This window comes from Sedimenticola thiotaurini, assembly GCF_001007875.1.
Lineage (GTDB): Bacteria > Pseudomonadota > Gammaproteobacteria > Chromatiales > Chromatiaceae > Sedimenticola > Sedimenticola thiotaurini.
In genome coordinates this window covers 1,098,844-1,124,857 of record NZ_CP011412.1, presented here as the reverse complement: position 1 = coordinate 1,124,857, position 26,014 = coordinate 1,098,844, and the positions used below count along the sequence as shown (strand labels likewise).

The window sequence follows — 26,014 nt, the reverse complement described above, 5'->3', positions numbered from 1 at the left end:
TTTTTAGACAACGATGGAAACACGCATGGCATACGATAAGATTAAAGTTCCGGCAGACGGCGAAAAAATTACCGTTAATCCTGATTTCTCCCTCAGTGTTCCCAATCGCCCAATTATTCCCTACATAGAGGGAGATGGTATCGGTGTCGATATTACCCCGGTGATGTTGAAGGTGATCGATGCCTCGGTGGAGAAGGCGTATGGCGGAGAACGCAGTATTGCCTGGATGGAGATCTTTGCCGGGGAAAAAGCCAACAATCTTTATGGCGGAGATACCTGGTTGCCCGAAGAGACCTATGACGCGATTCGGGAGTTCGTGGTATCCATCAAGGGACCGTTGACCACACCAGTTGGTGGTGGCATGCGATCGCTCAACGTGGCGCTCCGCCAGGTGCTGGATCTTTTCGTCTGTCTGCGTCCGGTTCGTTATTACGAAGGGACCCCAAGCCCGTTGAAACGTCCCGATCTGACCGATATGGTCATCTTCCGGGAGAACTCGGAAGACATCTATGCGGGCATCGAGTGGGAAGAGGGCACCGCTGAAGCCAAGAAAATGATCGATTTCCTACAGAATGAGATGGGCGTCACCAAGATCCGCTTCCCGGAGTGCTCGGGTATCGGTGTCAAGCCGGTTTCCCGTGATGGAACCCGGCGCCTGGTCCGCAAGGCGTTGCAGTATGCCATCGATAACGATCGCGCCTCGGTTACCCTGGTACATAAGGGTAACATCATGAAGTATACCGAGGGTGCATTCAAAAACTGGGGTTACGAGATCGCCAAGGAAGAGTTCGGTGCAGTTGAGATCGATGGGGGACCCTGGTGCAGCTTCAAAAACCCGAAGACCGGTAAAGAGATTATCGTCAAGGACTCGATTGCCGATGCCTTCCTGCAGCAGATCTTGTTGCGTCCGGCCGAGTACGACGTGATAGCGACCCTGAATCTGAATGGTGATTACATTTCAGACGCGCTGGCGGCACAGGTCGGTGGAATCGGTATCGCGCCGGGCGCCAACCTGTCCGATACGGTGGCAATGTTTGAGGCGACTCACGGCACCGCGCCAAAGTATGCCGGCCAGGATAAGGTAAACCCCGGTTCGTTGATTCTTTCAGCAGAGATGATGCTGCGCCATATGGGGTGGGTGGAAGCAGCTGATTTGGTCGTCAAAGGGATGTCTGGTGCGATCAAGGCAAAGACGGTCACCTATGACTTCGAGCGCCTGATGGAAGGTTCAACACTGCTGAGTTGTTCGGCCTTTGGCGATGCCATGATTGCCAATATGTAATTCGGCAGTCAGACATGGAAATGTAAAAAAGCCCGTGGCCAGATGGCCACGGGCTTTTTTAGTTTCCGGTTGCTGATTGATGCAGCGCGTAACCCGACGTCTCCGAATAATGATATTCGGTGGCTAACTGGCACACTCGCTGTACGCCAGAACCGTTCTACACCACCCGGATGGGGGGCGGGTAGTACGGGACGTACGCCTGGGAATCAGGCGTCGGAAATAGACTGCAGATTGGCTGCGTGTAGTCCCTTGGGCCCCTCTTCAAGTTCAAACTGAACTTTCTGGCCCTCCTTGAGTGTCTTGTAGCCATCCATACTTATGGCCGAGAAATGGATGAAAATATCCTGTTCGCCCTGATCAGGCGTGACAAACCCATAACCTTTAGCGTTGTTGAACCATTTAACTGTGCCCGTTGCCATAACGCGTACTCCTCCAATACTCCAGTACAGACCAAGTTTGTCACTGCATAAATTGTAGGGCTATTATTATTAATGGTGCCCGTTGAGTTATGCAGATTACGAATGTAAAGCGGGTAGGATTCCCAACCCAATCATAAAATAAACTTCTACCCCCCTCAAACTAATTAGTATAGCGACTCGGAACGGTTGGTCAAATATTAGCCATTTTACCGTTAAATAATAGGGTAGTTGAAAAGGATCAATTTGTCGTTAAATAGGGGATAATCAGGGGTAGGACACTCATGGGAGCAGGGAGGGATTCCCTCCACTTAACACGCTTCCGAAAATATTACCCAACATTAATTTTTACTAGAATCAGGCTATGACGGATAAATCCAACCCATATGATGACGGCGGGCTTGCGGTAGAGACTTCCAAGCCGAAGCTCAAGCGGCCGCCCATGTATAAGGTGCTGTTATTGAACGACGACTACACACCCATGGAGTTTGTGGTGTTGGTGCTGGAAACGTTTTTCAAGATGGATCATGAAAAAGCCACTCAAATCATGCTGAATGTACATACACGTGGCGTTGGTGTTTGTGGGGTCTACACTAAGGATGTGGCGGAGACAAAAGTAGCCCAGGTGAACGAGTTTTCCCGCAGCCACCAGCACCCGTTACTTTGTGCGCTGGAGGAGGCTTGACGTCCTCCGATCGAACCGATGGATCGAACAGTAGTCAATAGGGTATAGCCCCTTACACCAGTCACTTTAATGTTACCAGGAAGCCAAGGTCTGCCATGTTAAGTAAAGAGCTCGAATTTACCCTGAACCAAGCCTTCATGGAGGCGCGGGACCGGCATCATGAGTACATGACGGTAGAGCACCTGTTGTTGGCTCTGTTGGATAACCCAACTGCAGTTAATGTATTGCGGGCGTGTGGTGCGGATACCGAGGTGTTGCGGCGCGATATCGATCAGTTTATCGAGGAGACTACCCCGTTGCTGCCGGATGATACGGACCATGAGACGCAACCAACCCTCGGTTTTCAACGTGTACTGCAACGCGCCGTTTATCACGTCCAGTCTTCCGGTCGGGATGAAGTAACCGGCGCCAATGTGCTGGTCGCTATTTTCAGTGAACAGGAGTCCCAGGCGGTTTTCTTTCTGCATCAACAGGATATTGCTCGTCTGGATGTGGTTAACTACATCTCCCACGGTATTTCCAAGGTGCATGGCGAGTCGGAGCAGCGGGATGAAATCAGCCGCAGCAGCGATGAAATTGAGGTGGAATCGCCATCCACCAACCCAATGGACAACTTTTCCACCAATCTCAATGAGCAGGCCCGGTTGGGCAAGATCGATCCACTGATTGGTCGGGATCATGAGATCGAGCGCACTATCCAGATACTCTGTCGCCGCAGGAAAAATAATCCGTTGTTGGTGGGTGAGGCCGGTGTCGGGAAAACGGCAATAGCAGAAGGGCTGGCCAAGAAGATCGTGGATAAGGAGGTGCCCGAGGTTCTCTCTGGGTGCACGATCTATTCGCTCGATCTGGGTAGTCTGGTGGCCGGCACCAAGTATCGGGGTGACTTTGAGAAGCGACTCAAGGCGGTGTTGGCTCAGCTGAAGAAGGAGCCCGAAACCATCCTGTTTATCGACGAGATTCACACGGTTATCGGTGCCGGAGCGGCATCCGGTGGTGTGATGGATGCTTCAAACCTGATCAAGCCGGTGCTGGCTTCTGGGGAGCTGCGCTGTATCGGTTCGACCACCTATCAGGAGTTCCGTGGAATTTTCGAGAAGGATCGGGCGCTGGCACGCCGCTTCCAGAAGATCGATGTGGAGGAGCCCTCCGTGGAGGAGACTGTCGCCATATTGAAAGGCCTGAAGAGCCGCTTTGAGGAGCATCATCAAATCAGTTACTCCGATGAGGCTCTGCGGACAGCAGCCGAGCTGGCGGAGCGTTATATCAATGATCGGCATCTGCCCGATAAGGCGATTGATGTCATTGATGAGGCCGGTGCCAGTGTCCAGTTACAGGATGCGGGTAATCGCAAGCAGTCGATTGAAGTAGAGGATATCGAGAATATCATTGCCAAAATGGCCCGTATCCCGCCAAAGAGTGTCTCCGTCTCCGATGTGGAGGCGTTGAAAAACCTGGATCGTGATCTGAAGATGGTGGTGTATGGCCAGGATGAGGCCATTTCCACATTGACATCAGCGATCCGGATGAGTCGCTCAGGCCTGGGAACCGAACAAAAGCCGGTTGGCTCCTTCCTGTTCGCCGGTCCGACCGGCGTGGGTAAGACCGAGGTGACACGACAGCTGGCTCGTATCATGGGTATCGAATTGATCCGCTTCGATATGTCTGAATACATGGAGAGGCATACTGTCTCCCGTCTGATCGGGGCCCCTCCGGGCTATGTTGGTTATGACCAGGGTGGCTTGTTGACCGAAGAGATCGCCAAACACCCCCATTCGGTTCTGCTCCTGGATGAGATTGAGAAGGCGCATCCGGATGTGTTTAACCTGCTGCTGCAGGTGATGGATCATGGCACCTTGACCGACAATAACGGTCGCAAGGCCGACTTCAGAAACGTGGTAATAGTGATGACCACCAACGCCGGCGCCGGGGAGATGGCCAGAGCCTCGATTGGCTTCACCTCCCAGGATCACAGCAGCGATGGCATGGAATCGATCAAAAAGATATTTTCACCGGAATTCCGCAATCGGCTCGACGCGATTGTTCAATTCAGGCCGTTGCCGCTGGATGTGATCGGGAACGTGGTGGACAAGTTTATCTTCGAGCTCGAAGGGCAACTGGAAGAGAAACACGTAACCCTGACCGTTGACGATACAGCCAAAGAGTGGCTCGCAACCCATGGCTATGACTCAAGCATGGGCGCCCGCCCGATGGCGCGCCTGATCCAGGAAAAGATCAAGAAGCCAATGGCCGAGGAGCTGTTGTTTGGCGCGTTGTCCGATGGCGGTCACATCAAAGTGACGGTGGTCGATGGTGAGCTGACGCTGGAGATGGAGGGCTGTGCCATACACTAACCCAGCGTTTCGTTCAATTTCGGTTAGCGCGCGCGGTAGGTGATGCGGCCTTTGCTCAAATCGTAAGGGGTCAGCTGAACGGTGACGGTGTCCCCGGTGAGTATGCGGATATAGTGTTTACGCATCTTGCCTGAGATATGGGCTGTAACGACGTGACCGTTTTCCAGCTCAACACGGAACATGGTGTTGGGGAGGGTCTCTATAACCGTACCGTCCATCTCAATAAAGTCTTCTTTTGCCATTCGTTCTCCTGGTTTAACCTGGGTTTTAATCGGCGGATTATAACACATTGCCGATCATAATAAGGGCGCAATTATGATTGAAAATGGTTTGAAGGCAAGTGATTTGTGGCTATTTTGGCCAGTTCAGGCGGCCGAGAAGGGTTCACGGTTTTATTTTATTGACGTTTTGAAACCCGGACCCAGGCGTCATCGATAAGCAATTCGTGAGGAAGATACTGATTTTTATAGGACATTTTTCTGCATCCCGGAATCCAGTAGCCGAGATAGAGCCAGGGTAGACCGCGTTTTTTACACATCTCTATTTGCCAGAGCAGGCAGAAAACCCCCAGGCTGTTCCGTTCCAGTTCCGGATCGTAAAAGGTATAGACGGCGGACAGGCCCTGCCGGAGAATGTCAGTGACCGCCACGGCAATCAGCTTCTCTCCCTGATAAAATGCATAGCTGTGACTGGTGGACCAACTACTGGCAATAAACTGTTGGTAACCCTCCGCACTGGTCGCTTCCATTCCGCCATCCGGGTGGCGTGTCTGCATATATCGCTGAAACAGCTCATAATGGGCCGGGTCAAATGCAGCCGGTTGTTCAATAACCCGGTAGAGCGACTGCTGGCGGTTCCATATCCGACGCTGTATTCGACGGGGGCGGAAATCGTTTACCGGGACACGCATGGGAATACATTGATTGCAAGCGTGGCAGTCGGGTCGGTAGATGCTGTCTCCGCTGCGTCGAAATCCCTGATCGATCAACGCTTCATAGAGTGACATCGAGTGGGTCCGGTACGGGTCTACAAACAGGCTTCTTGACTGTCTCCCCTCCAGGTAGGGGCACTCCTGTTCCGGTGATATATAGAGTTGTACCGTCATCGATTGCCCGTTGTCACGATTTATCATGGGTCTCGGTCCAACTGCCGGTCAATCCCGCTTGATTACAGAAGTGTTGCAGATATTCGCAAAACTGCTGGCGCCGGATCTCTTCCGCTCCCAGGGAAATCAGGTGGGCGGAATAGACCTGGCAATCGATCAATCCGAATTCTTTGTCGTCCAGATAGCGGGCCAGGTGGACCAGGGCTATCTTTGACGCGTCACGCACCCGACTGAACATGGATTCACCATAAAACACCCGGCCGATGGCAATGCCGTAGAGTCCGCCCACCAGCCGGTTCTGTTCCCAGATCTCTACAGAGTGGGCGTGCCCCAGCTGATGTAGCCGGATATAGGCCTGTTTCATCTCCGCTGTTATCCAGGTCTCTTCCCGGCCCGGTTGTGGTGTGGCGCAGGCGTCGATCACGTCGGCAAAGGCGCTATCGAAGGTGAAGCGGTAATCACGATTGCGCAGGGTTTTGGCCAGGCTTCTGGAAACCTTTATGCGCTTTGGAAACAGAACGGTTCTGGGATCTGGTGCCCACCAGAGTATGGGTTGGCCGAGCGAGTACCAGGGGAAGATGCCATGCCGGTAGGCGTTCAGCAGGCGCGTAGGGGAGAGGTCTCCACCCACTGCAAGCAGTCCGTCAGGTTCCCGTTCGGCCTGTTCAACCGGAGGGAATGGCTCCTCCGGGTTATCCGGATCAAGCAATGAAATCATGGGCGCTAATGCTTGCCTTTTCGGTTAATCTCTGCGATATGAAAACAATATAGGTATCTGGAAATAAATACCATGCCTGAAAATATTCTGAATCTCCATGTCGGCAAGATGATCCAGCTCCAGCGGATATCGCCCGAGAAGCATGACCGGTTTACGGTTATGTTGATTGGTTCCCTGCCGGGGCAGGGGATAATCGTGACTACACCGGTAGTGCGGAAAAAGGTGCAACTGATCCAGGAGGGTGTGCGCTTCGCTGTACGCCTGTTACACGGCAGTAAAGTGCTCGGCTTTGTGGTGACAGTTACTCACTCCTCCAGCAAGCCCTATCCCCATCTCCACATGAGTTACCCGAAAGAGATCGAGAGTCTTGCCATTCGAAATGCCGAACGGGTATCCACCAACCTGCCGGCCCTGGTAAGAAATGTCCGTTACGGGGACGATGAGAATGCCTGGCAGCCGGTGTTGGTGAAAGACCTCAGTATGACGGGGGCAAGGCTTGAGAGTATCGAGCCGCTGGGCCGAACGGGTGAACAACTGGTGATGAAGTTGGATATCGAGGTGTGCGGTGAGCCCGAACAGTTGACCCTGGTCACCGAGATCTGCAACCGCGCGGCGATCAGTGACAGACTGGACCGGGAACAGACCAGATACGCCTGTGGCGTCTCTTATCTGAAAATCGATCGGACACAGGAGGTGTTGTTGAATAGCTGTGTGCTACAGCTGAAGGCCGGGGATCAATGAATGGCGGACACCGGACGGCTGCTACCGGCCGGTATCCGCGGTCTCGCTATTGCTCAGCTTCCTTGGCGTCCAGGTAACGCTCTGCATCCAGCGCCGCCATGCAGCCGGTACCGGCAGAGGTAATTGCCTGACGGTAGATGTGGTCAGCTACATCGCCCGCGGCAAACACGCCTTCAATGCTGGTTTGGGTGGCATTGCCCTCAACGCCGCCGGTGACCGTAATGTAGCCGTGCTGCATCTCCAACTGTCCTTCAAACAGGTCCGTATTGGGCTTGTGCCCGATGGCAATGAAGACTCCCATCAGGTCGATCTCCTCGGTACTGCCGTCCTGGACGTTCTTGATCCGCATGCCGGTGACGCCGCTCTGGTCGCCCAGCACTTCATCCAGCACATGGTTCCATTTGATGGTGACATTGCCGGTTTCGGCCTTCTGGATGAGCTGGTCGGAAAGGATTTTCTCGGAGCGGAATTTGTCCCGACGATGCACTACAACCACTTCGGAGGCGATATTTGAGAGGTAGAGTGCCTCTTCAACTGCCGTATTACCGCCACCGATTACGGCGACTTTCTGGTTCTTGTAGAAGAAACCGTCGCAGGTGGCGCAGGCTGACACGCCGCGGCCCTTGAAGTTCTCTTCCGATTCCAGTCCCAGGTATTGTGCCGAGGCGCCGGTAGCAATGATCAGCGCATCACAGGTGTAGCTGCCCTGATCCCCGGTCAATCGAAATGGACGCTCTGACAGGTCTGCTGACTTGATGTGGTCGAAAATAATCTCGGTATCAAACCGTTCGGCATGTTTCAGCATGCGATCCATCAGTTCCGGTCCCTGCACGCCGGCAAAATCACCCGGCCAGTTATCCACCTCTGTAGTGGTGGTCAGTTGCCCACCCTGTTCCATTCCGGTAACCAGGACCGGGTTCAGGTTGGCCCTGGCTGCGTACACGGCCGCGGTATAGCCTGCAGGTCCCGATCCGAGGATCAGGAGGCGGCAATGCTTGGTATCACTCATGTATAATTACTCCTGCGAATGTCCATGCAATCTGAACCACTTCCAAGACGGGGGTGGAACAGGCACTCAATAGATTACCATGGGTATTTCCGTCTTGAAGGCGGATTACACCCGCTAGCGCTCGGTTTTCAAGCCCAAGGGCAAGATGGGTGACGATGGTACGTAAAGCGTGATGGAGGGTAAAGACTCTTTTTGTAGGCTAGATGAAGCTTCCCTCACGAAAACCACTCCGGGTGTTAGGTGATCAATAGCTATCAAGTTAGACTAGATAGCTACTCTAACTATATAATTTAGAATCTATTTTTTATTTTGGTGGATACGGTGGCACAAGCCAGTCAAACAGAACAGTTGCGCAGTGACGTGGGAAGCGTTGCCGGCCAGCGGCTCAGGGAGGGCGCGCTGGTATTGTTGGTGGCCATTTCGGCCTACCTGATGCTTTCGCTGGTGACCTACGCGCCCAACGACCCGGGCTGGTCCTATGCTGGTCCACGGGAGTTTGCCGAGAATGCCGGTGGGTTGGTGGGAGCCTGGCTGGCAGATGTGTTATTAAATCTGTTCGGTCTCTGGGGATACCTGTTCCCGATCATGATTGGCTGGAGCGGCTGGTTAATCCTGAAGGAGCGTAATCCGGACAACAGTCTGAATATCCCCATGGTGGCCCTGCGATGGATCGGTTTTCTGCTGACCCTGGGGGCTGGCAGCAGCCTGGCGGCACTGCATCTATCCCATATCGCGACATTTCTGCCGGGTGGCTCCGGCGGCATGTTGGGGGCCTTTTTTGGCCAACAGTTGGTAAGTGTTTTTAGCTTTGCCGGGGGCAGCCTGCTGTTGCTGGCCCTGATGCTCTCGGGTTTCACCCTGTTTACCGGCATCTCCTGGTTCCGGGTGATGGATGGCCTGGGTGGGCTGGTACTGCGGTTTTTGCGTTACCTGGCCACATTCCAGGGGCGCTGGGCGGAAGCGCACAAGGCGAAAGAGGTGAAAAAGCGCCGCAGTGAAACCTTCAAGGCCGAGAAGAAGCGGATTGAGAAGCGCGCTCCGCCGAAGATTGAACCGGTGATTCGGGAAGTGAAAACCAGCGAACGGGTGGAGAAAGAGAAGCAGGTCCAACTGTTCGATACGGCGGAAGAGGGCGGGTTGCCGCCTCTCGGTCTACTGGACGAAGCCAGGAAGAGCGGCCTGGGCTACTCCAAGGAGGCCCTGGCAGCCATGTCCCAACTGGTCGAGCTGAAGCTGAAGGATTTCGGTATTGAGGTGGAGGTGGTGGCGGTCCATCCGGGACCGGTGATTACCCTGTTTGAACTTCAGCTGGCCCCCGGCACCAAGGCCAGTAAGATCACTAATCTCTCCAAGGATCTGGCTCGCGCCCTCTCCACCATCAGCGTGCGGGTGGTGGAGGTGATTCCGGGTAAGAGTGTCATCGGTCTGGAGATTCCCAATGAACATCGGGAGATGGTGTTCCTGAGCGAGGTGTTGAAATCGGAGGCCTATGATTCGGCCAAGTCCCGTCTGACCCTGGCGCTGGGCAAGGATATTGCCGGTAATCCGGCGGTGGCGGACCTGGGTAAGATGCCCCACGCCCTGATTGCCGGTACCACTGGTTCGGGTAAATCGGTGGCGATCAACGCCATGATCCTGAGTCTGCTCTACAAGGCCTCCCCCAAAGAGGTCCGGCTGATCATGGTGGACCCGAAGATGCTCGAGTTGTCGGTTTATGAAGGGATACCCCATCTGCTGACGCCGGTGGTCACCGATATGAAGGAGGCAGCCAATGCCCTGCGCTGGTGCGTGGGGGAGATGGAGCGGCGCTACCGCTTGATGGCGGCCTTGGGGGTTCGAAATATAGCCGGTTATAACAAGAAAGTGGACGAGGCCGAAAAACGTGGCGAGCCGATCAAGGATCCCCTGTTCCAACCGGACCCGCTGTTCGAGGCCCAGGAGGTGCCCAATCTGGAGCGCCTGCCCTATATCGTGGTGATTATCGATGAACTGGCGGACATGATGATGGTGGTGGGGAAAAAGGTTGAAGAGCTGATCGCCCGTCTGGCCCAGAAGGCCCGGGCCTCCGGCATCCATCTGCTGCTGGCCACTCAACGCCCTTCGGTGGATGTCATTACCGGTCTGATCAAGGCCAATATTCCTACCCGTATCGCTTTCCAGGTCTCATCCCGGATTGACTCCCGCACCATTCTCGACCAGATGGGGGCAGAACATCTGCTGGGGCATGGCGATATGCTCTATTTGCAGCCAGGCGGCAGTTTCACCCAGCGTCTGCACGGTGCTTTTGTGGATGATAACGAAGTACACCGGGTGGTTAATCACCTGAAGAAAAGCGGTAAGCCGGACTATATTGAAGAGATTCTTAAGGAACCAACCGAGGTGATTCCTGGTCTCTCTGGTGAAGCAGCGGATACGGAAGATAGTGATCCCCTGTATGACGAGGCGGTACAGATCGTAACCGAATCGCGGCGGGCCTCCATTTCGGGTGTTCAACGCCGTCTGAAGATCGGTTACAACCGGGCTGCCAGATTAATCGAAGAGATGGAGCGAACCGGCATCGTCTCTCCCGCCCAATCCAACGGAAATCGTGAGGTGCTGGCGCCCCCACCCCCTGAGATGTGATGTGATTGATTATTTAAACAGATGTAAGTGGCTTCTGGTGCTGCTGTGTTGGGTATCCACACCGGTCTCGGCCAGTTCGTCGTTGGCGCAGATGGAACAGTTCCTTACCGGAATGCAGAGTCTGCAGGCCAGTTTTGAACAGTCGGTGCTGGATCCCCAGCAGCAGCTGGCAGCCCGCTCCCAGGGGGTCTTTTATATGCAGCGTCCCGGGCGCTTTCGCTGGGATTACTCGGAACCGGATGAGCAGCAGATTATAGCCGATGGTCGTCAGATCTGGTTGTTGGATCCGGAACTGGAACAGGTGAGTGTGCAGTCCCAGTCATCTGCCTTACAGGGTACGCCCGCCATGTTTCTGATCGGCGGCGATCCGGTGGAGAAGCATTTTGAAGTGGTGGATATCGGCGACAGCCAGGGGTTTGCCTGGGTTGAACTGATCCCGCGGGACAAGGAGAGTCAGTTTATCCGGGTGCTGCTCGCTTTCCATGACAATCTGTTGCAGCGGATGGAGATGACGGATACTTTCGGTCAGGTCACCCGCTTTCAGTTTTACGATATCCAGCAGAACCCCACCTTGAAGCCCAGCCTTTTTGTCTTCGAGCGACCGGCTTATTACGACCTTTATGAACGCTGATCACAGGTAACCGGGTGTCCGATAACGATCTTTTTTCACAAGATGCGCCCGAGCTGACGCGTCCACTCGCCGACCGGATGCGCCCGCGTAATCTGGATCAGTTTCTCGGCCAGGCCCATATCGTTGGTGAGGGCAAGCCGTTGCGCATGGCAATTGAATCAGACCGGTTGCACTCGGTGATTTTCTGGGGACCTCCCGGCACTGGAAAAACAACCCTGGCCACCCTGATTGCTCACCACTCCGGGGCGCAGTTCCTCAGTCTTTCTGCCGTACTTTCCGGTGTGAAGGATATTCGTGCCGCTGTTGACAAGGCGCGGGAGGCGTATCGGTTGAACGGACAGAAAACGGTGCTCTTTATCGACGAGGTGCACCGCTTCAACAAGGCACAGCAGGACGCCTTCCTACCCCATGTGGAAGATGGCACGGTACTGTTTATCGGTGCTACGACGGAGAACCCCTCCTTTGAACTGAATAATGCATTGCTCTCCAGAGCCCGTACCTATGTATTGAAAAGCCTAGGGCCGGAAGAGCTTGAGCAGATTATTGATCAGGCATTGATGGATTCTGAGCGGGGCTTGGGTGGGCGCGGCCTGCAACTGGAACCGGAGCTGCGGCGGTTGATAGCTGAAGCCGCAGACGGTGACGCCCGTCGCGCCCTGAATCTGTTGGAGATCGCTGCGGACCTCTCCAGCGGAGGCAGCATCAGTCGATCTGCAGTGGAAGAGGTGGTGGGTGGCAATCTGCGCCGTTTCGACAAGGGTGGGGATGGCTTTTATGACCAGATATCCGCCCTGCACAAGTCGGTGCGGGGCTCTGCACCGGATGGGGCACTCTACTGGTTCGCCCGCATGATCGATGGTGGCTGCGATCCACTCTATATCGCCAGAAGGGTGGTACGCATGGCCTCGGAGGATATCGGTAATGCCGACCCGCGGGCCTTGACGATTGCCCTGAACGCCTGGGAGACCCAGGAACGGCTGGGCAGCCCGGAAGGGGAGTTGGCGATCGCCCAGGCGATTCTTTATCTTGCCTGCGCTCCCAAGAGTAATGCGGTCTACCTCGCCTACAAGGCGGTGATGCAGGATATCCGGGAATCGGGGAGTCACGAGATACCGGTGCACCTGCGTAATGCGCCCACCCGATTGATGAAAGAGCTGGGTTACGGACGAGATTATCGTTATGCCCACGATGAACCCGATGCCTACGCAGCCGGGGAACACTATTTTCCCGAGACACTGCCGGAGCGGCGATATTACTATCCGGTGGAGCGGGGATTGGAGATAAAAATCGCCGAGAAACTTGAACGATTGCGCGCGCTGGATAGGAAGGCCCGGGGCGAGGTGCCGAACGATTGACGGGGGTAGTTTTCTGTCCGGTGTTCCAGTCCTCCTACAGTGTGTAAAATAGCTCCTTTTGAGTGCCGGCGAGGCGCGGTGGCCGTTGAGGCGTGAATATTGTTCCAGGTTTTAACCATTGCAGCAGGCGGTGCACTCGGCGCATTAATGCGTTTTTGGGTATCCAACGGTATCTACGGCGTGTTCGGCAGGGGGTTTCCCTACGGCACTCTGGTGGTTAATGTCCTGGGTTCCCTGGTCATGGGCTTTTTCTATATCCTGTTTCTGGAGCGGATGAGTGTCACTCCTGAAGTGAGAGGGGCCCTGCTGGTGGGTTTTCTGGGCGCCTTTACCACCTTTTCCACCTTTTCCATTGAGACGATCAACCTGATTGAACAGGCGGATTTCCTCAAGGCTGGCCTCAATATGTTGCTTTCGGTAAGTGCCTGTGTGCTGGCCTGCTGGGCCGGAGTGATTCTTGGGAGACAGCTATGAGCGGCAAACCGGTAACCATGGTTCGAATCTACCTGACCGAAGGACAGCATCAATACCAGCAACTGATGAGTTTGCTGCACGATCAGGAAAAAGTGGCCGGCGTGACGGCGTTTCGAGGGATCGCTGGATTTGGCCAGACTGGCATCCTGCATTCATCATCGCTGCTGGATATGTCCCTGGATCTGCCCATTATTCTGGAGTTTTTTGATGCACCGGAAAAAGTTTCCGGTGTACTGGATCATCTGAACTCTTTCATTAAGCCGGGCCATATTGTCAGTTGGTCGGCTACCGTTAACAGTGGTGAATAAAATATGCTTGACCCCCGTTTACTCAGAACCGAACTTGAAGCCACCGCCGAGCAACTGAAGCGGCGCGGAGTTGTACTGGATGTGGCTCGCATCCAGTCTCTGGAAGAGTCCAGAAAGAGGCTCCAGGTGAGTGCTCAGGAGTTGCAGAACCAGCGCAACAGCCGATCCAAACAGATCGGCAAGGCGAAGGCCGCCGGTGAAGATATCCAGCCGCTACTGGCCGAGGTTGCCGACTTGGGGGAGGCGCTGAAAAAGGCGCAGGATGAACTGAACAGGGTGCAGGAGCAACTGAGCGAAATCGCCCTGGGAATCCCCAATATTCCCCATAGCTCGGTTCCCGAAGGTGACAGTGAGTCCGATAACCGGGAAGAGCGTCGCTGGGGTGAGCCGAAAACGTTTGAATTCGAACCCAAGGATCATGTGGATCTCGGTGCTGCCCTGGGGTGGCTCGATTTCGAAACCGCAGCCAAACTGACCGGCTCCCGTTTTGTTACCATGCAGGGGCCACTTGCCCGCATGCATCGGGCGCTGGCCCAGTTCATGCTGGACACCCACACCAGCGAACACGGCTATACAGAGACCTATGTCCCGTTTCTGGTGAATGCGGACAGCCTCCAGGGAACGGGTCAACTGCCCAAGTTTGAGGAAGATCTGTTCAAGCTCTCGGGTGAGTTTCCCTACTACCTGATCCCGACCGCAGAAGTGCCAGTCACCAACCTGGTGCGGGGCGAGATCATCGAGGATGGGGATATGCCGCGGAAATGGGTTGCCCAGACACCCTGTTTCCGTAGCGAGGCGGGGTCCTACGGCCGCGATACCCGGGGCATGATTCGTCAGCATCAATTTGAAAAGGTCGAGATGGTGCAGGTAGTTCGACCAGCCGACTCCTACGCGGTTCTGGAAGAGTTGACCGGGCATGCGGAGAAAATCCTGCAGAGGCTCGGCCTGCCTTACCGGGTGGTAACGCTCTGTACGGGAGATATCGGCTTCTCCGCCGCCAAGACTTACGATATTGAAGTCTGGTTGCCGGCACAAAACACCTACCGGGAGATCTCCTCCTGTTCCAATTTTGAAGATTTCCAGGCGCGCCGACTACAGGCGCGCTGGCGGAATCCGGAGACCGGCAAGCCCGAACTGGTGCACACCCTGAATGGTTCCGGGCTGGCGGTTGGCCGTACTCTGGTTGCTGTCATGGAGAATTACCAACAGGCCGATGGCAGTATCGTTGTCCCGGATGTACTGAAGCCTTACATGGGCGGTATTGAACGTCTTGGCTGATGTTTGATCAGCTTTGCGTAAAAAACGCGGCCAGGGGCCGCGTTTTTTATTGGTTCAGGGCGAAGGCCAGGTAATCAGACCAGCATGATCAACAGTAGTACAAAGCCCACCACCGCCAGCAGCGGGACCACTGCCGCCATCCAGTCACCCTGCTGAGCCTTGGGACCGTCCTGCATCCACCGTTTGGCGCTGGGGTAGAGGAAAAACAGCATCATACCCATGGTGGCGGCGAGCGCTATCTGCAGCCAGATATTATCCATCAACTTCTCCAAACAAAACCCCGGCAGCAGCCGGGGTCTTAACAGGTTCTAGTCAGTCGGGCAGATTAGTCATCCCCACCAAAGACGCCCAGGATCTGCAGCAGCGAGATGAAGATATTGAATATCGCCATGTACAGACTGTAGGTGGCAAAGATGTAGTTGGTCTCACCGCCGTTGATCATCTGGCTGGTCTGGAACAGGATGAAAGCACTCATCAGCAACATCACGCCAGCGGAAATAGCCAGTGACAGGAAGGGCAACTGGAGGAAAATATTGGCAATGATCGCCACCACCATGACCAGCATGCCGGCGAATACAAATCCACCCATGAAGCTGAAATCACGTTTGCTGGTCAGTGCATAACCGGAAAGTCCCAGGAAGATCACGCCGGTGCCGCCCAGTGCGGTGGCGATGGTCTGGGGTCCGTGTGGCAGTTGCAGATAGAGGGTCAGAATGGCACCCAGGCCAAAGCCAAGCATACCGGTAATCAGGAAGATAACACCGATGCCGGCGGAAGAGTTGGCCGTACGTGGCAGCACGAACATCCCCAGCAACATGGCGCCGATAACAGAAATCATATAGGCCATGGGGGGCATGGCAAAGAACATCGACACCATCGCCATAACGCCACTGAAGAGGAGTGTGGCGGAAAGCAGCATGTAGGTGTTCTTGATGACTTTATTTACTGCGACTCCGCTTTGTGCGGGGTGGGCAATAGTCTGGTTAAATCGGTTCATATTGCATTTTCTCCATTAAATCCGATGGTTATGCAGGTTTATTGAAACGGTCGATCTGTTTTGTATGACTACAGAACAGCGTATTGGTTCATAGTTATTCGAATGATCATAGCATACTGAATTGTGGCGAATGTTCAACAAATCAAGGTGTTAAAATTGTGTGGCCAAGGGCTGGCGGAACCTTTCCGGATCGGGTATTCTTCGCAACTCGAAATTTTGGAGAGATGGCAGAGCGGTTGAATGCACTGGTCTTGAAAACCAGCGAGGGTTTGTAGCCCTCCCAGGGTTCGAATCCCTGTCTCTCCGCCAAATAAAAAGCCCCGCCTTGCGCGGGGCTTTTTATTTGGTGAAGTGTACAGGATTTGAAGAGAGCCCTCGGTTCGACAGATCGGCAGGAGCCGATCTGGACGTTGCCGCAGGCAACGCCCGGAGGGTGAGCGCCAGGGATGGCGCGAATCAATCCCTGCCAGCTATGTGCAAACACTATATCGGTACGATATCCGCCTTGCGCGGGGCTTTTTATTTGGTGAAGTGTACAGGATTTGATGAGAACTCTCGGTTCGACAGATCGGCAGGAGCCGATCTGGACGTTGATGGCAAAGCTCGAAGGCTTGGAATCAGGGAAAGTATGGATCAATTCCTGTCAGCGGGGTTGATACCGGTCCCAAAAAAGGTCGTTATAGAGCGCTCGATACCTTTAATAATGACCGTTGTACAATATTTGCTCCCAGAAGTATGTGGTCGTCGGGACGCAAAACAGGGGATTTTCAGTGGTGGATAGGTTTTATGGAGCATTTTAATGGCAACTTTTGATGTCTTTAACGGGGATGCCGATGGTATCTGCGCACTCTTGCAACTACGACTGGCTGAGCCGTTGGAGAGCACGCTGGTGACGGGGGTTAAACGGGATATCAATTTGTTGCGGCGGGTAAATGCGGTAGCTGGTGATCAGGTGAATGTACTGGATATCTCGCTGGCGCGTAATCGGGATGATCTGCTGCGCTTATTGGCAGGCGGGGTTGAGCTGTTTTATGTGGACCACCACATGGCGGGTGAGATTCCTGACCATCCCGCATTGAAGACCATAATCGATACCTCTCCGGATGTCTGCACCAGCCTGTTGATCAATCGTTATCTGAACGGGCGTTTTGTATCCTGGGCTGTCACGGCGGCCTTTGGTGATAACCTGGTTGGGGTGGCGGAGCGTGTTGGCCGGGGAGTCGGGCTGTCGCAGGCTCAGCTTGAGAGACTACGGGTGCTGGGCACCTGTCTCAACTATAACGGCTATGGGGAGTCTGTTGATGATCTGCATGTCTCCCCGGACAGGCTTTATCGTTCACTGCTCGCCTACCCGGATCCGGAACAGTTTATAGCCGACGCAGACTCCTGTTATGGGCAACTGCACGCTGGTTATAACGAGGATATGGCCCGGGCCAATGCCCTCAAGCCCGACTTTGAATCAGATGCGGTGGTTATTTACCTGCTGCCGGATCAGGCCTGGGCACGTCGTGTCAGCGGGGTGTTTGGCAATCTGCTGGCCAATGCTGACCCACAGAAGGCCCATGCCGTTGTTACGCTCAACCGGCAGGGGGGATACCAGGTCAGTGTTCGTGCGCCTCTGACCAATAAGCAGGGGGCGGATGAGTTGTGCAGTCAGTTTCCGACCGGTGGTGGCAGGAGCGGGGCAGCGGGTATCAACCACCTGCCGATTGACCGGTACGATGATTTTGTTACGGCTTTTGAAAACAGGTATGGATAGGGCGTTCCTGGGCCGTTGGGACATTTAAACTGCCGAAAAACTGGTGTGCGCCTTGACGGATCGCCAAGCTGAGTCGTGAGTCACGGAACGTCCGGTTGATCCATCTTGACAGCCAGACATGATATAGTTAGTTTCTAAAATGGCCGTTTAGTTATTAATATCCTATCTTTTTTCTGCGATTTGCTGGGCATGCAACCCTACGGAGTGAATGGGTGATCAAGGTACTGCTTGTCGACGATCATGAACTCGTACGCACCGGGTTTCGTCATATTCTTCAGGGCTCCGATGGTATCGAAGTTGTGGGAGAGGCAGAGTGCGGCGAGGATGCGGTTCTCAAGGCAAAGCAGGAGAAACCCGATCTGGTTCTGATGGATGTTAATATGCCGGGAATCGGCGGGATCGAAGCGACCCGGCGTATTCGGCGACAGAATCCATCCACCCAGGTGATCGCCGTCACTGTGCTCTCCGATGCCCCTTTTCCTGAACAACTGCATGAGGCCGGGGCACTTGGCTACCTGACCAAGGGGTGTCCGGCAGATGAGCTGTTTCAAGCCATCAAGATGGTCGCTTCCGGGCGACCCTTCGTCTCCAGTGAAGTTTCGCAAAAGCTGACCTTGGCCATGCTGACCGGTAACAACCCGGACTCCCCCTTCAACCGGCTCTCCCAGTGGGAGATGCAGGTGTTGATGATGATCACCCAGGGGCAGAAAACCCAGTTTATCTCGGATTCACTCTGTCTCAGTCCCAAGACTGTCAGCACCTATCGGCATCGACTGTTTGAAAAACTGGGCGTGGAAACAGACGTTGAATTGACGCTGTTGGCGATTCGTCACGGCTTGATTACAACGGAAAAATAGTCAGTGTTTGATCCTGACTGTCGCCAGTGTCCGCGTCTTGCGGCGTTTCTTGATCAGGTTAAGGCCGATCATCCGGATTACTATGCCCGACCCGTACCACCCTTCGGAGATCCGGCGGCGCGACTGCTGATAGTGGGGCTGGCTCCTGGGATGCACGGAGCCAATGCCAGCGGGCGACCGTTTACCGGAGACTACGCCGGTATCCTGCTTTATGAGACCCTGCATCGCTTTGGGTTTGGCAGCAAGCCGGAGTCGCTGTCGGCCGATGATGATCTGATACTCACGGATTGTCGGATCACCAATGCCGTCAAGTGCCTGCCGCCCCAGAACAAGCCAGTGGGCAGCGAGATCAACACTTGTAATCAGTATCTTGCCCAGGAGCTCAGCACAGTCCCCCGGTCAGGCGTGATCGTAGCGCTCGGGTTGGTGGCCCATAATGCGGTGCTCAAGGCGGTCGGTCTGAAGCAGAGCACGTGCAAATTTGCCCATGACGCCCATCACCAACTGCCGAACGGGCTGCAGTTGATCGATTCCTACCACTGTAGCCGGTACAACACCCAGACCCGGCGCCTGACCCCGGAAATGTTTCAGGAAGTTTTTGTACATGCCAGGGCACTGCTGAACGCTCTATAATTGCCTCATGGCGGCAAAGAATCCTACCCCGGTATTCGATCACGAGAGTTTTCTCAAGAACCTGACCCGGCTACCGGGTGTCTATCGCATGCTCGATGCCGAGGGTGCGGTGCTCTACGTGGGCAAAGCCAAAGATCTGAAGCGGCGGGTCAGCAGTTACTTCTCCCGGGCGCTGAATCGTCGTATTCAGCTGATGGTATCCAAGATTCGCGCCATCGAAGTGACCGTGACCCATACCGAGGCGGAGGCGCTGATTCTTGAAAATAACCTGATCAAGAGCCTCAAGCCCAAATACAACGTGCTGCTTCGGGATGACAAGAGTTATCCCTATATCTATCTCTCGGCTGACCGGTTCCCCCGGCTCGCCTATCATCGCGGCAAGCGTCAGGCCAAAGGACGCTATTTTGGTCCCTATCCCAATGCCGGATCGATGCGGGAGACGTTGCAACTGATGCAGAAGCTGTTTCCTGTCCGGCAGTGCGACAACACCTTTTATAACAACCGTTCCAGAGCCTGCCTGCAGTACCAGATCAAGCGCTGTGGTGCGCCTTGTGTCGGACTGATTTCGGAAGCGGAGTACGCTGAGGATGTCAAGGATGCGGTGCTGTTTCTGGAGGGCAAGGCCAATCAGGTGATTGACGGATTGGTGAAGCGGATGGAGAAGGCGTCGGCTGCTCTGGAGTTTGAGCAGGCAGCCCGGTTACGGGATCAGATCGCCGCCCTGAGCCGGGTGCAGGAGAAACAGTACATCACCGGTGAGCGGGGCGATATGGATATTATCGCCTGTGCGGTAAAGGGGGACGTTGCCTGCATACAGCTGTTTTTTATTCGTAACGGACGTAATCTGGGAAATAAGAGTTTTTTTCCCAGCACGGGGGGTGTTGAGCAGGAAGGAGAGATACTGACCGCCTTTATCACCCAGTACTATATCGGCAAACAGATCCCCCAGGAGATTCTCCTCAGCCATACCCCCGTGGACAGACCATTGCTTGAAGAGGTGCTTGGCCAGGAGGCCGGTCACCAGGTGAAACTGCGCCAGCAGGTGCGTGGTAATCGGGCCCAGGGCCTGCGTATGGCGGCCCATAATGCGCAGCTTGCACTGGATGCAAAACTGGCCAGCAAGGCGGGTATGCAACGGCGTATAGAGCTGCTGCAACAGGCGCTCTCTCTGGATGAGCCCCCCAATCGGATGGAGTGTTTCGATATCAGCCATACTAGTGGTGAACTGACGGTAGCCTCCTGTGTGGTGTTTGATGCGACGGGTCCTGTGAAGTCTGATTACCGGCGCTTTAATATCGAGGGGATACAGGGTGGTGATGACTATGCTGCCATGGCCCAGGCGCTGACCCGGCGTTATACCCGCCTTCAATCGGGGGAGGGGGTATTACCGGATATACTGTTTATAGATGGTGGTAAGGGACAATTGGGGGCGGCTGCCGATGTACTCGATGAGTTGGCCGTGGTCGGCGTGCAGTTGGTGGGGGTGGCCAAGGGGCCCGATCGGCGTCCGGGTATGGAGCAGCTGTTCTTGTTCGGTAAGGATAGCCCCATTATACTGCCGGCTGATTCCCCCGCGCTGCACCTGGTCCAGCAGATTCGGGATGAAGCGCATCGGTTTGCCATTACCGGCCATCGACAGCGGCGCGAGAAAAGCAGAAAAACCTCTGTGCTGGAACAGATTCCCGGGATCGGTTCAAAGCGGCGGCAACGTTTACTCAAGCAGTTCGGCGGGTTGCAAGGCATTGCCCGGGCGGGCATTGTCGATCTGGAACGGGTAGAAGGGATCAGCCGTAAACTGGCGGAACAGATCTACGCGGTCTTTCATGAAGATAGATAGAGAAGCATGCTCCAGAATATACCCAACATACTGACACTCCTGCGCATACTGTTGATCCCGGTATTCGTGGTGCTGTTCTACCTGCCCTGGCAGTATGCGGCGGAAGCCTGCGCTTTCGTCTTTGCCCTGGCGGCAATCACCGACTGGTTTGATGGCTATCTGGCCAGGAAACTGGAGCAGGTTTCGGCGCTGGGGGCATTTCTTGACCCGGTAGCGGATAAGCTGATGGTAGCTGCCGCTTTGATTCTGTTAGTTCAGCAGGATCCGATCCCCGGACTGGCAATTCCCGTACTGGTGATTATCGGCCGGGAGATCACGATTTCAGCTCTGCGTGAATGGATGGCGGAGATCGGGGCGCGGGCCCAGATTGCGGTATCTGCCATTGGTAAGATCAAGACGGCGTTCCAGATGACGGCAATCTTCTTACTGATTTATCGAAATGATCTGTTTGGTCTGCCGCTTTATACGATCGGTTTTGTATTGCTCTACGTGGCGGTGATTCTCACTCTGTGGTCCATGTTTCTGTATCTGCGCGCAGCCTGGCCCAGTTTGAATCAACAGGGTGCTCCGCAAACCGAGGAAAACGAATGATCCGTGCGATGTTCAGCTTGACACGGTCGGCTGGACGATTACAATAGCCCGCGCATCAGGAGACGCGGGAATAGCTCAGCTGGTAGAGCACAACCTTGCCAAGGTTGGGGTCGCGAGTTCGAATCTCGTTTCCCGCTCCAAGTTTCGGAATACCCCGGGCAAAGACTCGGGGTTTTCTTCTTCAGGTGGTGGAAAATTCACGGGAAATGCCCGATACTTCCGCACCGATACAGATAAATGGCTGAGTAGCAAAGTGGTTATGCAGCGGTTTGCAAAACCGTCTACCTCGGTTCGACTCCGGGCTCAGCCTCCATTTTATCCGCTTAGAACTTCTCTGCCCGGGTGGCGAAATTGGTAGACGCAGCGGACTTAAAATCCGCCGGTCATTGCGACCGTGCCGGTTCAAGTCCGGCCCCGGGCACCATTTAATTCATCTGTTTCTCCCCATCTGTTAGCGCTCCCGCTATTTTGTTGTGATGCCCAGATCCAGCTCGTAGTCCGTCGGCGGAATGTAAAAGTCCTGGTAATACATCGGTTCGCCATTGAGACCGTAGGCAATCACGTTAAACAGGGTGGCGGGAAAGCCGGCCGGGCAGTCACCATGTTCCACTACTTCCGCGGGGGGGATTACGTATCGCAACTTCTGTTTCACCTTGTGCACCGGTACGTGATAACGACGGGCGATAAAGGTTTTCAGGTTTTTCCCCCCCAGTGCGGCTACCGGTAGTTCGATCAACTCGGGAAAACGGGAAGCGATGGCATAAAAGATTGAGTAGATCCTGCAGTCATTGTTTACCGTAAAGATTCGATCAATCCTAACTACCGGATTGGTGCCGGACTCGATGGCGTTAGTCCAGGGTCCTTGTTCTTCCAGAATGTGGCGATCAAGTACCTCGGTAAACAGAGGAAGATAGGCGGTATTTCCTTTTGTGGGATCCAGGAATCGCATGTGCCACGGCTCTTCAATCGGTCCGTTGAGATCTGCTACTACTGAACCACTGCCTCGTCGTCTTTCTATGATTCCATCAGCCACCAACTCTCTGAGAGCGCGTTGAACGGTTGCAAGTCCGCAGGGTGTGGTGGCAACCAGGTCAGCTTCAGTGGGAAGCCTGGCGCCGACCTTCCAGAATCCTTCCATGATCGATTGGGTCAATGCTCTTCTCAATTGCTCATGCTTGGGTAGATTGGGATCAGGTGGCCAATATCGGCGCACAAACTCGGTGGGGCGTTCAAGCGAGTAACTATCCATAAATTTATATTTTATCCTGCAATATCACTATTCGACTGCTTGCTTGGTAGTTGTTGCGAGAAACAGTGCCATAAAATTGTTGACTCTTCAATATTGCTATGTATTAATTACTACGTAGTAATTGAGGGGCGTCGCGTAACTACTGTCATCGCGCTCTCCTCGACTATGGAGAAAAAGCCTGTTTAAACTGGCATTGTGGAAAGTGAGGAGACAACGTGATTAGAAAACTATTAAAAGCAAGTGCAACCGCTATTACTGCTACAGCTTTCACCCTGGCGTCACAGGCTGTATCCGCTGAGCGACTATCGCTCTCTTCCTGGGGTAGTCCGAAACATTTTCAGGTGGCTGAGTTTGTACCGGTATTTAAAAAGCTCCTTAAGGAGAAGTCAGACGGGGAGATCCGGCTGAAGACATTTGCTGGCGGTGAGATGGTGAAGCAGCAGTTTGTCTCCACTGCTATCCCGCAGGGTACGGTTGATATCTCCCTGACCACTCTGGACAACTGGTCGGGTCGTATTTCAGATGTGGGGATTCTTAGTACGCCACTCTGGGATAAATCGATGGAGTGGACCTATCAGAACCTGAGGCCCGGAAATAAGGTTTTCGACTATTTTGATGCGCAGCTTCAAAAAGAGGGTGCAGTGCTTCTTGCCATGTTTGATATCGGTCCTCCGGTAGTGACCGCCAATTTCAAAATTGAAGGTCCGGAATCTTTTAAGGATATGCCCATCCGGGCGTTATCAAAGGGTACCGCAGAAGTGCTGCAGGTGCTTGGGGCTGCTCCCACCATTATGGGGGTAGGTGATGTTTATTCGGGGCTGCAGCGTGGCACTGTTAAGGGTTCCATGAGTGGCCTGGGTGGTGCCGTGGGCCTGAAACATTATGAGGTCACCTCTTACATGTTTGTCCCGAATGGCGTGATGGGCACCATCATTGATGCCTACGTGATGAACAAGGATAAGTTCGATAGTCTCTCACCAAAACTGCAAAAAGCCGTTATGGAAGCGGCAACCGAAGCACGGGATCATATGCAGAAGTTTGCCATTGACAAGATGAAAAGCCTGATCGACCAGGTTCGTGCCAGTGGTAACGTCGTCACCGTTGTGGAGCGGAACGGGGAACTGTGGAACTCCTTTGCCAAGAAATTGGAACCACTGACCTTGGCCGCTAAATCGACCTACTCGAAAGAAGTACAGGCGGCTCTCGCCGAAGATTAACCAGTGTCAGGGCGGGTCGCCTGTTGGTGACTCGCCTTTTTTTCAATCTCCTTAGACTGTCTGAGTCGCGTTTACTCTTTTTTGGAGGCAACGACTATGATCTCGCTCGCCCAGAAGATCGGACAAGTGATGACCGCCATTTCGGTTACCTTGATGATATTGCTCTGTATTCCAATCGCTTACGAGGCGATTGCCCGTTCGTTTAATGCCCCTACTGTTTGGGCATTCGAAACCACGCTCTATGCGTTCATATTCCTGGGTTTTCTGGGTAACGCGTTGGCAGTACAGAAAGGCGCACACTTTCGTGTGACCCTGTTGCTGGAACTGTTCCCGAATAAACGTCACGTGTTTGATCGCATATCCGAAATAGCCACGCTGTTGTTCGCTCTGTTGATCATCAGTTCCGGCATCTATTTCATGTGGTATTCAATCACCAATGAAATCGTATCGGCCACCCTGTTAGAGGTGCCGCTGTGGATTCCACAACTGGCAATCCCGCTGGGTGGCTTGGGATTGTTCCTGCAGACATTGGTGCAGATGACCAACGGTGAGCCGCCGGTTGATGCCAACCTCGTAGGAGATTGATCATGATGATGGACTTCTTCTACGATTATGCTGGCTTTATAGCTATCGGCATTCTCTTCACCCTGATGCTGATATCAGTACCGGTATTTGTAGCAATGGGTATAGCAGCTTTTGCTGCGGCACTGCTGATCGAAGACCCCTTCCATGTGTTCAAGGGACTGGTCAACGTGGCTTGGCAGGGGGCATCGATTTTTGAACTGGTAGCACTGCCACTGTTCATCCTGACCGGCACGATCATGCAGCGGACCGATGCAGGAAGAGATCTGTTTGAGGTCACCAAGGCGTGGGCGGGCTCGATCCCCAACTCTCTCGGTGTGGCGACTATTACGGCGTGTGGTATTTTTGCGGCCATCTCCGGTTCGTCAGTGGCTACCGCGGCAACTGTGGGCCTGGTTGCCATACCTCTATTATTGGAGGAGGGATACGGGGAGCGTCGGGCGGGCGGTTTCGTTGCCGGTGGCGGCACGCTGGGTATCATTATTCCACCATCCATTCCGCTGATTCTTTACGGCGTTATTACGGAAACCTCTATCGGTCAGTTGTTCATCGCTGGCGTGGTTCCGGGGCTCATTATGATCACCCTGTTTACCATCTACGTTTTGCTTACCCGACCCCGTGTCCGGGTAATCCACAACATGTCAATGGAACAGAAGGTGAAGACCACCTGGAGTTCTCTGGGTATCGTGCTGTTGCCGGTGGTGATTATCGTCGCAATCTACAGTGGCGTATTTACGCCGACTGAAGTAGGTGCTCTCTCGGTACTCTATGTGACCCTCCTGGGTGTGGCGCAGAATCGACTGGATTTTGCCAAGTTGAAAGATGCGGCCGTGACGGCTACGGCGACAACGGCGATGCTGTTTATGTTGATCGTATTTGGCCAGTATTTTGCGCACTTTCTCACCTTTGAACAGGTGCCCCAAGCGATTGCCGCCACCATTATCGAGAACGCCAGCGGAATTTATGCGGTGACCTTGATGATTCTGGCCTACGTCGTGCTTGGTATGTTCCTGGAAAGTGCAGCCATGTTGTTGATCTCTATACCCATCTTTTTTCCGGTAGCGGAACAGCTGGGAATGAACCCGCTTGTCTTTGGGATATTTGCCGCCATCGCCATGGAGATCGCCCAGATCTCGCCGCCAATCGGCGTGAATCTGTTTACGATCCATGGCATCTCAAAAATCGATCTATGGAAACTGGCCCGTGGTGCCCTGCCTTTCCTGCTGATCCAGATTGCGATGCTTTATCTCATCTATCTGGTGCCTGAGATTGTCCTTTGGTTACCGGAATCCATGCAGTAAGTCCATCAGAAAA

The 26,014-nt window shown here is 54.1% G+C and carries 26 protein-coding genes and 4 tRNA genes; 22 read left to right on the top strand and 8 right to left on the bottom strand.

Annotated features, from left to right (window positions below; translation table 11 throughout):
- The first annotated feature begins 25 nt into the window (after positions 1-25).
- On the top strand, positions 26-1,282 hold the full coding sequence (gene icd / locus AAY24_RS04970; RefSeq protein WP_046858751.1) for an NADP-dependent isocitrate dehydrogenase: 1,257 nt from the start codon (positions 26-28) through the stop codon (positions 1,280-1,282).
- Between the two features lie 206 nt (positions 1,283-1,488).
- Here the strand turns inward: icd and cspD are convergent, their stop codons facing one another.
- Positions 1,489-1,701: a cold shock domain-containing protein CspD gene (cspD, locus tag AAY24_RS04965; protein ID WP_046858750.1), complete on the bottom strand. Its 213-nt coding sequence runs from the start codon at positions 1,699-1,701 to the stop codon at positions 1,489-1,491.
- A gap of 361 nt (positions 1,702-2,062) precedes the next feature.
- Here cspD and clpS point away from each other — a divergent pair, with 361 nt between their 5' ends.
- A complete protein-coding gene (clpS, locus tag AAY24_RS04960) occupies positions 2,063-2,383 on the top strand; it encodes an ATP-dependent Clp protease adapter ClpS (protein WP_046858749.1) in 321 nt (106 codons plus the stop codon).
- Positions 2,384-2,478: 95 nt separating this feature from the next.
- A complete protein-coding gene (gene clpA, locus AAY24_RS04955) occupies positions 2,479-4,737 on the top strand; it encodes an ATP-dependent Clp protease ATP-binding subunit ClpA (RefSeq protein WP_046858748.1) in 2,259 nt (752 codons plus the stop codon).
- 23 nt (positions 4,738-4,760) lie between these two features.
- Here clpA and infA read toward each other — a convergent pair whose 3' ends face one another.
- The 3 genes from infA to aat all read right to left on the bottom strand — a co-directional run bounded on the left by infA (position 4,761) and on the right by aat (position 6,560).
- Positions 4,761-4,979, bottom strand: coding sequence for a translation initiation factor IF-1 (infA, locus tag AAY24_RS04950; protein ID WP_029134356.1), 219 nt, complete (start codon positions 4,977-4,979; stop codon positions 4,761-4,763).
- A 155-nt stretch (positions 4,980-5,134) separates the two neighbouring features.
- A complete protein-coding gene (locus AAY24_RS04945) occupies positions 5,135-5,869 on the bottom strand; it encodes an arginyltransferase (RefSeq protein ID WP_046858747.1) in 735 nt (244 codons plus the stop codon).
- The gene (gene aat / locus AAY24_RS04940; protein WP_046858746.1) at positions 5,856-6,560 is read right to left on the bottom strand and encodes a leucyl/phenylalanyl-tRNA--protein transferase; all 705 of its coding nucleotides are present in this window, start codon (positions 6,558-6,560) and stop codon (positions 5,856-5,858) included. The genes AAY24_RS04945 and aat overlap by 14 nt, the downstream gene beginning before the upstream one ends.
- Positions 6,561-6,632: 72 nt before the next feature.
- Between aat and AAY24_RS04935 the strand changes: the two genes are divergently transcribed.
- Positions 6,633-7,301, top strand: coding sequence for a flagellar brake protein (locus AAY24_RS04935; protein ID WP_046858745.1), 669 nt, complete (start codon positions 6,633-6,635; stop codon positions 7,299-7,301).
- 46 nt (positions 7,302-7,347) lie between these two features.
- Here the strand turns inward: AAY24_RS04935 and trxB are convergent, their stop codons facing one another.
- Entirely contained in the window at positions 7,348-8,310 is a 963-nt protein-coding gene (trxB, locus tag AAY24_RS04930; protein ID WP_046858744.1) for a thioredoxin-disulfide reductase, read from the bottom strand.
- Positions 8,311-8,631: 321 nt separating this feature from the next.
- Between trxB and AAY24_RS04925 the strand changes: the two genes are divergently transcribed.
- The 6 genes from AAY24_RS04925 (at position 8,632) to serS (ending at position 14,978) form a co-directional block, all read left to right on the top strand.
- On the top strand, positions 8,632-10,932 hold the full coding sequence (locus tag AAY24_RS04925) for a DNA translocase FtsK (protein WP_046861024.1): 2,301 nt from the start codon (positions 8,632-8,634) through the stop codon (positions 10,930-10,932).
- Between the two features lie 37 nt (positions 10,933-10,969).
- Positions 10,970-11,563 carry an outer membrane lipoprotein periplasmic chaperone LolA gene (gene lolA, locus AAY24_RS04920; protein WP_199930495.1) on the top strand — a complete coding sequence of 198 codons (594 nt, stop codon included), beginning with the start codon at positions 10,970-10,972 and terminating at the stop codon, positions 11,561-11,563.
- Between the two features lie 77 nt (positions 11,564-11,640).
- Positions 11,641-12,918: a replication-associated recombination protein A gene (locus AAY24_RS04915; RefSeq protein ID WP_082117234.1), complete on the top strand. Its 1,278-nt coding sequence runs from the start codon at positions 11,641-11,643 to the stop codon at positions 12,916-12,918.
- A 147-nt stretch (positions 12,919-13,065) separates the two neighbouring features.
- Positions 13,066-13,392, top strand: a complete 327-nt coding sequence (crcB, locus tag AAY24_RS04910) for a fluoride efflux transporter CrcB (protein ID WP_046858741.1) — start codon at positions 13,066-13,068, stop codon at positions 13,390-13,392.
- Positions 13,389-13,700, top strand: a complete 312-nt coding sequence (locus tag AAY24_RS04905; RefSeq protein WP_046858740.1) for a DUF190 domain-containing protein — start codon at positions 13,389-13,391, stop codon at positions 13,698-13,700. The genes crcB and AAY24_RS04905 overlap by 4 nt, the downstream gene beginning before the upstream one ends.
- A 3-nt stretch (positions 13,701-13,703) precedes the next feature.
- Positions 13,704-14,978 carry a serine--tRNA ligase gene (serS, locus tag AAY24_RS04900; RefSeq protein ID WP_046858739.1) on the top strand — a complete coding sequence of 425 codons (1,275 nt, stop codon included), beginning with the start codon at positions 13,704-13,706 and terminating at the stop codon, positions 14,976-14,978.
- 74 nt (positions 14,979-15,052) lie between these two features.
- On the opposite strand, the gene AAY24_RS04895 is transcribed toward serS, so the two are convergent.
- Both AAY24_RS04895 and AAY24_RS04890 read right to left on the bottom strand, forming a co-directional pair.
- Positions 15,053-15,238, bottom strand: a complete 186-nt coding sequence (locus tag AAY24_RS04895; protein WP_046861023.1) for a hypothetical protein — start codon at positions 15,236-15,238, stop codon at positions 15,053-15,055.
- 65 nt (positions 15,239-15,303) lie between these two features.
- Positions 15,304-15,975 carry a Bax inhibitor-1/YccA family protein gene (locus AAY24_RS04890; protein ID WP_046858738.1) on the bottom strand — a complete coding sequence of 224 codons (672 nt, stop codon included), beginning with the start codon at positions 15,973-15,975 and terminating at the stop codon, positions 15,304-15,306.
- Positions 15,976-16,193: 218 nt separating this feature from the next.
- On the opposite strand from AAY24_RS04890, the gene AAY24_RS04885 reads away from it, so the two are divergent.
- The 9 genes from AAY24_RS04885 (at position 16,194) to AAY24_RS04840 (ending at position 22,076) form a co-directional block, all read left to right on the top strand.
- Positions 16,194-16,284 (top strand) — tRNA-Ser (locus tag AAY24_RS04885).
- A gap of 490 nt (positions 16,285-16,774) precedes the next feature.
- Complete coding sequence (locus AAY24_RS04875; protein ID WP_046858736.1) at positions 16,775-17,734, top strand: hypothetical protein; 960 nt, start codon at positions 16,775-16,777, stop codon at positions 17,732-17,734.
- A 212-nt stretch (positions 17,735-17,946) separates the two neighbouring features.
- Complete coding sequence (locus tag AAY24_RS04870) at positions 17,947-18,591, top strand: response regulator (protein ID WP_046858735.1); 645 nt, start codon at positions 17,947-17,949, stop codon at positions 18,589-18,591.
- Between the two features lie 3 nt (positions 18,592-18,594).
- Complete coding sequence (locus AAY24_RS04865) at positions 18,595-19,224, top strand: uracil-DNA glycosylase (protein WP_046858734.1); 630 nt, start codon at positions 18,595-18,597, stop codon at positions 19,222-19,224.
- Between the two features lie 7 nt (positions 19,225-19,231).
- A complete protein-coding gene (uvrC, locus tag AAY24_RS04860; protein ID WP_046858733.1) occupies positions 19,232-21,061 on the top strand; it encodes an excinuclease ABC subunit UvrC in 1,830 nt (609 codons plus the stop codon).
- Between the two features lie 6 nt (positions 21,062-21,067).
- Complete coding sequence (gene pgsA, locus AAY24_RS04855; RefSeq protein WP_046858732.1) at positions 21,068-21,652, top strand: CDP-diacylglycerol--glycerol-3-phosphate 3-phosphatidyltransferase; 585 nt, start codon at positions 21,068-21,070, stop codon at positions 21,650-21,652.
- Between the two features lie 64 nt (positions 21,653-21,716).
- A tRNA-Gly gene (locus tag AAY24_RS04850) sits at positions 21,717-21,792 on the top strand.
- Between the two features lie 99 nt (positions 21,793-21,891).
- Positions 21,892-21,965, top strand: a tRNA-Cys gene (locus tag AAY24_RS04845).
- Positions 21,966-21,988: 23 nt separating this feature from the next.
- Positions 21,989-22,076 (top strand) — tRNA-Leu (locus AAY24_RS04840).
- A gap of 39 nt (positions 22,077-22,115) precedes the next feature.
- Here the strand turns inward: AAY24_RS04840 and AAY24_RS18870 are convergent.
- Entirely contained in the window at positions 22,116-22,901 is a 786-nt protein-coding gene (locus tag AAY24_RS18870) for a GntR family transcriptional regulator (RefSeq protein ID WP_082117039.1), read from the bottom strand.
- Positions 22,902-23,116: 215 nt separating this feature from the next.
- Between AAY24_RS18870 and AAY24_RS04830 the strand changes: the two genes are divergently transcribed.
- The 3 genes from AAY24_RS04830 (at position 23,117) to AAY24_RS04820 (ending at position 26,001) form a co-directional block, all read left to right on the top strand.
- A complete protein-coding gene (locus AAY24_RS04830) occupies positions 23,117-24,118 on the top strand; it encodes a TRAP transporter substrate-binding protein (protein ID WP_082117038.1) in 1,002 nt (333 codons plus the stop codon).
- Between the two features lie 96 nt (positions 24,119-24,214).
- Positions 24,215-24,703 (top strand): TRAP transporter small permease, encoded by a 489-nt coding sequence (locus AAY24_RS04825; protein ID WP_046858730.1) that lies wholly within the window; start codon positions 24,215-24,217, stop codon positions 24,701-24,703.
- Positions 24,704-24,705: 2 nt separating this feature from the next.
- Positions 24,706-26,001 carry a TRAP transporter large permease gene (locus AAY24_RS04820; protein WP_234422244.1) on the top strand — a complete coding sequence of 432 codons (1,296 nt, stop codon included), beginning with the start codon at positions 24,706-24,708 and terminating at the stop codon, positions 25,999-26,001.
- Positions 26,002-26,014: the final 13 nt, after the last annotated feature.